The 9,882-nt window shown below is 72.8% G+C and carries 5 protein-coding genes; 3 read left to right on the forward strand and 2 right to left on the reverse strand.

Annotated elements, in window-relative coordinates; translation table 11 throughout:
• The 3 genes from G3I40_RS34920 to G3I40_RS34930 form a co-directional block, all read left to right on the forward strand.
• On the forward strand, positions 1 to 3,344 hold a 3,344-nt coding region (locus tag G3I40_RS34920; RefSeq protein ID WP_203645332.1), incomplete at its 5' end, for an SDR family NAD(P)-dependent oxidoreductase.
• A gap of 45 nt (positions 3,345 to 3,389) precedes the next feature.
• Positions 3,390 to 6,224: an alpha/beta fold hydrolase gene (locus tag G3I40_RS34925; protein ID WP_164558862.1), complete on the forward strand. Its 2,835-nt coding sequence runs from the start codon at positions 3,390 to 3,392 to the stop codon at positions 6,222 to 6,224.
• A 114-nt stretch (positions 6,225 to 6,338) separates the two neighbouring features.
• The gene (locus tag G3I40_RS34930; protein ID WP_164558863.1) at positions 6,339 to 6,893 is read left to right on the forward strand and encodes a hydrolase; all 555 of its coding nucleotides are present in this window, start codon (positions 6,339 to 6,341) and stop codon (positions 6,891 to 6,893) included.
• A 139-nt stretch (positions 6,894 to 7,032) separates the two neighbouring features.
• Here the strand turns inward: G3I40_RS34930 and G3I40_RS34935 are convergent, their stop codons facing one another.
• Positions 7,033 to 8,739 carry an ABC-F family ATP-binding cassette domain-containing protein gene (locus tag G3I40_RS34935; RefSeq protein ID WP_164558864.1) on the reverse strand — a complete coding sequence of 569 codons (1,707 nt, stop codon included), beginning with the start codon at positions 8,737 to 8,739 and terminating at the stop codon, positions 7,033 to 7,035.
• On the reverse strand, positions 8,732 to 9,882 hold a 1,151-nt coding region (locus G3I40_RS34940; RefSeq protein WP_164558865.1), incomplete at its 5' end, for an ATP-binding cassette domain-containing protein. The genes G3I40_RS34935 and G3I40_RS34940, both read right to left, overlap by 8 nt.

The following is a 9,882-nucleotide window of genomic DNA, read 5'->3' on the forward strand; positions in this document are numbered from 1 at the left end:
CGCGCCCCGCGGACGGCCCCGCGAGGACGCCCGTGCCCCGCGTCCTCGTCCTCACCGACCGCGGCCGGGAGCACCGGCTGCCCGACCCGCCCGAGGGCACCCGGCTGATCCGGGTGGCACCCGGCGACGAGGCCGCGCACCTGTCCGGCGGGCCGGACGGGGACCACCTGTACTGGCTGGACCTGCGGCGCGAGGTGACGGTGGAGGCGGAACTGGCCTTCGCCAAGGCCCTCCAGGCCTGCCGCACGCCGTCCACGATCCTCGGCGTGACCCACGAGGACGACCCGGCCGAGGTGCGGGCCAGAGCCGGATTCCTGCACGGACTCGCGGAGGAGAACCCGCACATCCGCACCGTCCAGGTACGCCGCAGCGGCCCCGGGGACGCGTTCGCCGACGGCTGGGCGCCACTGCTGGACGAACTGCGGGCGGCGCGCGGCCCGCTCACCGAGGTCCAGTGGTCCCCAGGGACGCGCCGGACACGGGAGCTGACGGAGATCGGCCTCGCCGACCGCGACGTCCGGCTGCGCACCCGCGGGACGTACCTCCTCACGGGCGGCCTGGGCAAGGTCGGCCGGGCCATCGCCGAGCTCCTCACCGAGCGCTACGACGCCACGGTCGTCGCCGTCGGCCGTTCCGCGCCTGACGACGCACAGCGGCAGTGGATCGCGTCGCGGCCCGGACTCCACTACGAGCAGACGGACATCGTCTCCGCGGCCCGCACCCGGGACCTGATCGAGACGATCCGCGAACGCTTCGGCGGCCTCGACGGCGTCATCCACTCCGCGGGCGTCGTCAAGGACGCCCTGGTGCAGAACAAGTCGGCGGACGACGCGGAGGCCGTACTCGCCCCGAAGGTGCGCGGCACGCTCAACCTGGACCGGTACACCGCCGGGCTGCGGCTGGACTTCTTCTGCGTCTTCTCCTCCATCTCCAGCGTCATGGGCAACAGCGGGCAGAGCGACTACATCGCCGCCAACCGTTTCCTCGACGAGTTCGCGGCCGAGCGCGCCCGGCGCGTGGCGCAGGGCGAGCGCAGCGGTCTGAGCCTGTCGGTCAACTGGCCGCTGTGGCTGGACGCCGAGGACGAACGGCGCGAGCAGTACCAGGCGCTCGCGGCGTTCCTGCGCGGCCAGTTCGGCATGGAGCCGCTCTCCTCGCAGCGCGGCGCCGAACTCTTCCTCGACCTGCTCGACAAGCTGCCGGACACCTGCCACCAGGTCGTGCCCTGCGTCGGCGACGCCGAGCGGATGCGGCAGCGGCTGCTGCCCGCCACCACGGCCCCGGCCCCGGCCACCGCCGCCCCGGCCGCGCAGCGCCCGGCCGCGGACTCCGGCGCGACGCTGGAGGACATCGGCGAACGGCTCGTGGAGCTGGTGCGCGCCCAGACCGGCCTGCGCCCGCAGGACATCCCCGTCGACCGCACCTGGGGCGACCTCGGCTACGACTCGGTGATGCTCTCGCACCTGGCCCGCGACCTGGGCCCGCAGTTCGGCGTGGAGACCCCGCCCAACGCGCTGTTCAAATACAGCAGCATCACCACACTGAGCGCCTATCTGAGGGACCAGGGCGTACCGGCCAGGGACGCACAGGCGGTCGCCGCCGCGCCGCCGATACCCGCCGCAGTCACCGAGGACCCCAGCCCCGGACGCGGCAAGTACGCCGTGATCGGCATGAGCGGCATCATGCCCGGCGGCGAGGACCTGGCCGACTTCTGGCAGCTGCTCGTCGAGAACGGCAGCGCCGTGCGCCCCGTCACGCGCTGGAAGGACCGCGACACGCCGTACTTCGCGGGCACCATCGACGCCTTCGACGCGTTCGACCACTCCTTCTTCGGGGTCTCCGCCCGCGAGGCGATGCTCATGGACCCGCAGCACCGGATCTTCCTGCAGAACGCCTACAACGCCCTGCTGGACGCCGGCTACGCGCCCGGCACCCTGCGCGACGTGGGCGTCTTCGCCGGGGTGCAGTTCAGCGAGTACCAGACGGCGCTGCAGCACAGCGAGGACCGGGCCCACCCGTACACCGTCACGGGCAACGCGCACGCCATGCTCGCCAACCGCGTCTCCCACCTGCTCGACTTCACCGGCCCGAGCCAGACCGTCGACACCGCCTGCTCCAGTGGCCTCGTGGCGCTGAACCGCGGCGTGCTCTCGCTCGCGGCGGGGGAGTGCGACGTGGCGCTCGTCGGCGCCGTCAGCGTCCTCGTCGACCCGGCCGCCACCGACGCGGCGAGCAAACTGGGCGTGCTCTCCCCGGACTTCCGCTGCGCCACCTTCGACAAGGACGCCAACGGCTACGTACGGGCGGAGGGCGTGGGCTGCGTCGTGGTCAAGCGGCTCGACGACGCCCGGCGGGACGGGGACGCCGTGCTCGCGGTCATCGAGGCGGTCGCCGAGAACCACGACGGCCGCTCCAACTCGCTGACCGCCCCCAACCCCGAGGCGCAGGTCGCGCTGCTGCGCCGCGCCTACACACCCGAACTGGCCGCCCGCGTCTCCCACATCGAGGCGCACGGCACCGGCACCAACCTGGGCGACCCGATCGAGATCAGCGCCCTGCGCACCGCGTTCGAGACACTGGCCCCCGGCCGGGAACCGGGCAGCATCACGCTCGGCGCGGTGAAGACCAACGTGGGCCACCTGGAGCCGGCCGCCGGCATGGCCGGACTGCTCAAGCTGCTGCTGTGCCTGCGCCACGGCCGCCTGCCGGCGAACGTCAACTTCAAGGAGCGCAACCCGCTGGTGGAGCTGGCCGGTTCGCCCTTCCGGCTGCTGCTGGAGAACGAGGCCTGGGAACGCGGCACACCACGGGTGGCCGGCGTCAGCTCCTTCGGGTTCGGCGGCTCCAACGCACACGTGGTCCTGTCCGAGGCGCCCCCCGCGCCACCGGCCCGCGGGGTGGCACGGCCGCACTGGATCGTCCCGCTCAGCGCCCGCTCCGCCGCCTCGCTCACGCGGATGCGCGACAGCCTCCTGCAGTGGCTGCGCGGCCCCGAGGGCAGGCGCGCGGACCTCGCGGACCTCGCCCACACCCTGGCGGCGGGCCGCGACCACTTCGAGTACCGCACGGCCTGGATCGTGGCCGACACCGAGGAGCTGGCCCGGCGCCTGGAGGAGGCACGCCCCGGCGACGTGGCCAAGGTCCGGCTCCAGCGGCTGACCACGCACCCGGTGACCCTGCCGCCGGCCGCGGACCCCGGCCACCGCGCGGCGCTGGAGGACCTGCGGGACCGCTACGTGCAGGGGGAGGAGTTCGCATGGCAATCGATGTTCGAGGACGGGCAGTTCGGCCGGCTGCATCTGCCGGGCTACGCGTTCGAGCAGAACAGGTTCTGGTTCGAGTGACCGGCACCGGCACGGAAACGGCGCGCCACGGAAGCGGGAGTGGGCATGGACGAGCTGCTTGAGGACGACACCCCCGTCGTGGTCGGCATGGCCTGCCGGTTCGCCGGCAGCGACGGCCTGGAGGAGTACTGGGAACGCCTGCGGCTGGGCCGCAGCGCCGTGGGCACTACCGGGCGCTGGGCGGGGGAGGCGGACGGCGCGGACTTCGCCGGCGGATTCCTCGACGGGCACCAGGACTTCGACGCGCGGTTCTTCCGCATCTCGCCGAACGAGGCCCAGTGCATGGACCCGCAGCAGCGCATCCTGCTGCAGTCGGTGCAGCACGCCGTCGACGACAGCTACCTGACGCCCGCGGACCTGCGTGACCTGGACTGCGGCGTGTTCGCCGCCGGGCTGCCGGGCGACTACCGCTCGCTGGTGGCGCAGCGCAGCGACCTCGTCTACGGCACCCACAGCTTCCTCGGCAACGCGCCCTCGACGCTGTCCGGCCGCATCTCCTACTTCTACGACATCACCGGCCCCTCGATCACGCTCGACAGCGCGTGCTCCTCGTCGCTGGCGGCATTGCACGAGGCGGTGCTCAACATCCGTGCCGGTCAGTGCCGCGCCGCGGTCGTCGGCGCCGTGTCGGTCTTCAGCACCCCGGAGGTGCTGCGGTTCGCCCAGCGGTCCCGGATGAGCTCCCCCGAAGGCACGTCGCTGCCCTTCACCGACGCCGCCGACGGCTTCGTCCCCGCCGAGGGCGCCGCCTCCCTCGTCCTCATGCGCCATGACGAGGCGCGGGCCCGGGGGCTGCGGATCCACGGCGCCGTCCAGGCGACCGGCACCAACCACAACGGCACCACCAACGGCTTGATGGCGCCGAGTTCGCAGCCGCAGTCCCGGCTGATCTCCGGCCTCTACGCGCGCGAGGGCATCGACGTCTCGCAGATCGCGTACGTGGAGACGCACGGCACCGGGACACCGCTGGGCGACCCCATCGAGCTGGAAGGCCTGCGGTCCGCCTTCCGCGAGGCCGGCGGCGAGGGCTGCCACCTCGGCGCCGTGAAACCGCTCATCGGCCACACCCTGGTCGCCTCCGGCCTGGCGAGCGTCATCAAGGCGCTGCTCGCCTTCCGGCACGAGACGATCCCGCCGGTGGCCGCCGCCGAGGAGGCCGTCTCCTACCTCGACGTCGCCCCGTTCAAGGTCAACGCGCAGCCGCTGCCGTGGCCCGAGGACAAACCGCTCTGCGCCATCAGCGCGTTCGGCTTCACCGGCTCCAACGGGCACGTGGTCCTGCGCAAGCTGCCCGCCGGGCCGACGGACGAGGACGCGGTGCCGCGCCGCCCGGGGCGGGCACTGCCGTTCTGCCTGTCGGCCGCGTCGCGCGACAGCCTCGCCGCGCTGGCCGGCCGCACCCGGGACCTCGTCGCCGAGCTGGACGACGACCGGCTCTGGGACCTCTCCCAGCTGCTGCTGCGCCGCCCGCGCCACGCCCACGAGCAGGTACTCGTGGCCCGTACCCGGGACGAACTGCTCACCGCTCTGGACGCGTTGGCGCGGGGCGGCGAGGACGCCCCGGCGCCGCGCTGCGCGGACATCGACCGCATCGAGGACAGCGTGCGCGAGCTGGTCGTCCTGTGGCGGACGCAGGACAGCACCGCCTCCCTCGGCCGCCGGCTCGCCGCACCCGCCGACCTGGCACGGATCGCGCTGCCCGCCTACCCGTTCGAGAAGCGGCGCCACTGGGTGCTCGACGAAGCCCCCGCACCACGGCCCGCACCGGAATCAGAACCCGTACCCGCACCCGTACCGGAAAGGGGACCGGACCTCGTGCACGAAGGTCGCGACGACCTCGAAGCCCTGGCAGGTCTCGACGCTCTTGCCGACGAACTGTGCGCCCAGCTCACGGCCCTGCTGGGCTTCGAGGAGGGATCGGGCGAGATCGTCCCCGGCACCAGGATCGTCGCGCTCGGCCTGGACTCGCTCTCGGCCGTCCAGTTGCTCAGCCCGTACCAGAAGGCCGGAAGCACCATCAAGGCGCACGACCTGTTCCGCCACGAGACGGTGGCCGACCTCGCCGCCGCCATCGGCGGCCGCCCCGTCGGGCCGAAGGAGGACACCCCGGCCCCGGCCGCGCCCCGCCGGGCCCGGCAGGCGGCTCCGCTGACCCAGTGGACCCAGTACGGCGACACCGGACGGCCCACCCTGCTGCTCCCGCCGCTCAACTGCGACGAGCGGGCGTGGACCCAGCAGATCCCCGCGCTGCTGCGGGCGGGACGCAAGATCTACGTGCCGGAGTACCCCGGGCACAAGGGCGCCTCCTTCGACGAGGAGCGCTTCTCCTTCGAGGCGCTCGCCGACGAGGTGGCCGACTTCCTGCGGGACACCGTCGGCGGCCCCGCCGACCTGGTCGGCTGGTCCCTGGGCGGCTGCGTCGCGACGCTCACGGCCCTGCGGCACCCGGAGCGCGTGGCCTCACTGACCCTGGTCAGCTGCGCGCCCCGTTACGGCGAGGACGCCTTCGAACGCACCCTGGACCTGCGCGAGGAACTGCGCCTGCACGGGGGCCTGTTGGAGACGGTGTTCGGCGCGGACGGCGAGGGCGACGGCCTGGCGGGGAAGTTCAGCACGAACGCCTCCATGGACATCCTGCGCTGCTACTACACCGCCCTCACCGCCTTCGACGTCACCGACAGGCTCGCGGACCTCACCCCGGACTGCCTGGTGGTGCGCGGGCTCGGCGACTGCGTCCTCGACGAGGCGGCGGTCGCGCAGTACTCCGCGATCCCCGGCGTGCGGCTGCACGAGTTCCGGGACCACGGGCACTACGTGCCGCTCACGGCGGCACGGGACTTCAACAGGACCCTGACGGACTTCTGGGCCGAACGAGGCTGACCGGGCCCCGAACACACCACTCACTCCACCACCCACCACTCACCTCCCACCACTCACCTCCCACCACCCCACCTCTCACTCCTCACTCCTCACGAAACGGATCGGTTGCGGGACATGCTGGTAAACGCGGACAAGGCGGCGGTCGTCCTCTTCGACATGCAGCTGGAGCTCATCCCTCTGCTGCTGGAGGGCACCCAACTGCTGCACAACACCTGCTGGACGGCGGAGGTCGCGCGGGAGTTCGACCTCCCCGTGCTGCTGACGGAGCACAAGAAGCTGGGCGGGCTCTCCCTGTCGCTGCACGAGGCGGCCGAGGGCGCGACCCGGCTGGAGAAGGAGCACTTCGACCTGCTGCGCGAGGAGCCCATCGCGCAGTACGTCGCCGCGTCCGACCGGGACCAGTACGTGCTGGCCGGCGCGGAGACCCACGTGGTCGTCCTCCAGTCGGCGCTGAGCCTGCTGGAGCAGGGCAAGACGGTGTTCGTGCTGGCCGACACCGTCTCGGCCCGCAACCAGGCGGACCACGAGGTGGGCCTCGACCGCCTGCAGAGGCTCGGGGTGCACCTGATCACGCGGGAGATGTTCTTCTTCGAGCTGATCCGCAACTCCGAGGACACCCGTTACCTCGACCTGGCCAAGAAGTACCTGGACGGCCGGTACATCCGCTAGGCACTGCCCGGGCGCGACACCGGGAGAAGCATGCGGCGCGTCTTTGTCGTTCGAGAGGGGGACGCAGACGCGCCGCACGGGGACGCATGAACCCGCCGGGCATCAGCCACCGTCGAGATTCAGCTGCCACCGTCCAGGGTCACGGCCGCGCCAGCCGTCCGCCGGACAGTTCCAGGAGGCGGTCGCGGTGACGCTCGCGCAGGGCGCGGTCGTGGGTGACGGTCACGACCGGGCCCGTGAAGCGCTCCACCGCCTCCAGCAACTGCTCGACCAGCACCAGGCTGAGATGGTTCGTGGGCTCGTCGAGCAGCAGCAGGTGCGGCCGCTCGGCGAAGAGCAGTGCGAGGTCGAGGCGCCGCCACTGCCCGATGGAGAGCCGGTTCGCCGGGGTGGCGAAGTCCCCGGGCTCGAACAGGCCGAACCGGGTCAACTCGGCGGCGGCGTCCTCGACATGGGCCGCGCGCCGCGCGGCGAAGGCGTCGAGGAGGGGGCGGCGCTCCGCCCGGAAGTCGCTGTCCTGCGGCAGATAGCCGATGCGCAGTCCGGGTGCCCGTGCCACCTCTCCGGCGTCCGGGGCGCGCTCGCCCACCAGGACCGACAGCAGCGTCGACTTGCCCGCGCCGTTCGGACCGCTGATCAAGTACCGGCTGCCGGCGGCGAGTTCCAGGTCCGCGTCCCGCAGCACGTCACCGACGCTCACACCGGTGGCGCGCAGCAGTACGCCGTCGGCCGGATCCGGGACCGGGCCCGCCTCCTGCGCGTCGTGCGGGGGAGCGAAGTCCAGGGGCTCGGGCGGTCGCGGCACCGCTTCACCGAGGAGGCGTTGCAGGTGCAGTTGGGCGGCGCGTCCCGTCCGGGCGACGGCCCGTTCGGCGCCGCTGCCCGCGGCGTCGTAGGACAGCTTGTCGTTGTCGGCCCTGCCGCTGTAGACGCGCCCGCTCGTGGCGGCGCGCTGCACCCGCCGCCGGGCCTCGGCCGTTTCCTTGCTCCACTCGCGGTACCGCTGCCACCAGCGCTCCCGCGCCGCGGCGCGTTCGGCGAGGTAGTCGCGGTAGCCGCCGCCGTAGCGGACGGTGGCGCCGCGCGGGCCGTCCAGGTCGACGATGGCGGTGACGGCCGTGTCCAGCAGGGCCCGGTCGTGCGAGGCGATCAGGCACGGGCCCCGGTAGGCGGCGAGCCACTGGACGAGCCAGTCCACGGCCCGGTCGTCGAGGTGGTTGGTGGGTTCGTCGAGCAGCAGCCCGGCCGGTTCGTCGAGCACCAGCGCGGCCAGCGCGAGGCGGGACCGCTCGCCCCCCGACAGGGTCCGGACGGCGCGGTCCCGGCCGATCCCGGTCAGACCGAAGACGTCCAGGACCTCGCCGATGCGGGCGCCGAGCTCCCAGCCGCCGCGCCGGTCGAACTCCTCCTGGAGACGGCCGTACTCCGCGAGGACCGCGTCGAGGTCGCCCTCCTCGCCCGACATCCGCTCCTCGGCGGCCCGCATCCGCGCGGAGAGTTCCTCGAACCGCGCGGTCGCCCGGGCCAGCACGTCGTCGAGGGTGAAGTCCGCCGGGAAGTCGGGCTGTTGGGGCAGGAACCCGACCCGGCCCGTCACCGCGCGCAGCACATCGCCGCGCTGCGGCGCCAGTTCGCCGGCGAGGGCGCGCAGCAGGGTGGACTTCCCACGGCCGTTCTCCCCGATCAGGCCCACCCGCTCGCCGTGCGAGACCTTGAGCGAGACGTCGTGCAGCACGACCCGGTCGCCCAGCACGACGTGCAGGTTCTCGGCGAGCAGGTGCGCCGAGCGGTGGTCGGCGGACAGGATGTCCTGCCCGTCCGGCAGGTCCGGGGACGCGTCACTCATCGTCGGGGGCCCCCGTCTCCTGCAGGCGACCGTCGGCCATCCGCAGCCAGCGGTTCACCCCGATCTCCTTGACGAACCGTTCGTCGTGGCTGACCACGACGAACGCGCCCTCGTAGGAGTTGAGGGCGCCCTCCAACTGCTCGACGCTGTCGAGGTCGAGGTTGTTGGTCGGTTCGTCGAGCAGCAGCAGCTGCGGTGCGGGCTCGGCACCCAGCACACAGGCCAGGGTGGCGCGCAGCCGCTCGCCTCCGGACAGGGCCCTGACCGGCAGGTGCGCCGCCGTCCCGCGGAAGAGGAAGCGGGCCAGCAGGGTCAGCCGCTCCGCCTCGGGTTTGTGCGGCGCGTAGTCGGCCATGCACTGGGCGACGGTGCGGTCCAGCGGCAGCGTGTCGAGGCGCTGGGAGAGATAGGCGATTCGGCCGTCCGCCCGCTTGAACTCCCCCTGTTCCGCCTCCAGTTCACCGCTGATCACGCGCAGCAGGGTGGACTTTCCCACGCCGTTGCGGCCGGTCAGCGCGATCCGCTCCGGGCCCCGGATGGTGAGGCTGACGCCGTCGCCCGCGAAGAGGTCCCGCTCGCCGTAGCGGACGTGGATGCCTTCGCCGAGGAAGACGGTCCGCCCCGCCGGAACGTTGGTGTCGGGCAGCTCCAGCGAGATCCTGCGGTCGTCGCGCAGCTGCCGACTCGCCTCGTCCAGCCGGGTCTTGGCGTCGGCGAGGCGCTGGCCGTGCGTGTCGTTGGCCTTGGCCGCCGACTCCTGGGCGCGCCGCTTGAGCGTGCCGGCGGCCATCTTGGAGATGCTGCCCTTCGCGGCGGCCCTGGCGCCCACACCGGCCCGGCGCGCGGCCCGCTCACGGGCCTGCTGCATCTCCCGCTTCTCCCGCTTGACCTGCTGCTCGGCGGAGCGGATGTTCTTCTCGGCGGTCTCCTGCTCGCCGCGCACGGCCTCTTCGTAGTCGGTGTAGTTGCCGCCGTACCACCGCATGTCACCCGCGTCGAGTTCGGCGATGCCGTCCATGCGGTCGAGCAGCGCCCGGTCGTGGCTGACCACCAGCAGACAGCCGTTCCAGCTCTCCAGCACCTGGTAGAGCCTGTGGCGGGCGTCGAGGTCGAGGTTGTTGGTCGGTTCGTCGAGCAGCAGCA

Origin of the sequence: Streptomyces sp. SID14478, assembly GCF_010548525.1 — a bacterium.
In the GTDB taxonomy this organism is placed as follows: Bacteria; Actinomycetota; Actinomycetes; order Streptomycetales; family Streptomycetaceae; genus Streptomyces.

Coding starts and splice junctions, on each gene's coding strand:
- G3I40_RS34925 (WP_164558862.1), top strand. CDS start 3,390: ATGGACGAGCTGCTTGAGGACGACACCCCCGTCGTGGTCGGCATGGCC.
- G3I40_RS34930 (WP_164558863.1), top strand. CDS start 6,339: ATGCTGGTAAACGCGGACAAGGCGGCGGTCGTCCTCTTCGACATGCAG.
- G3I40_RS34935 (WP_164558864.1), bottom strand. CDS start 8,739: ATGAGTGACGCGTCCCCGGACCTGCCGGACGGGCAGGACATCCTGTCC.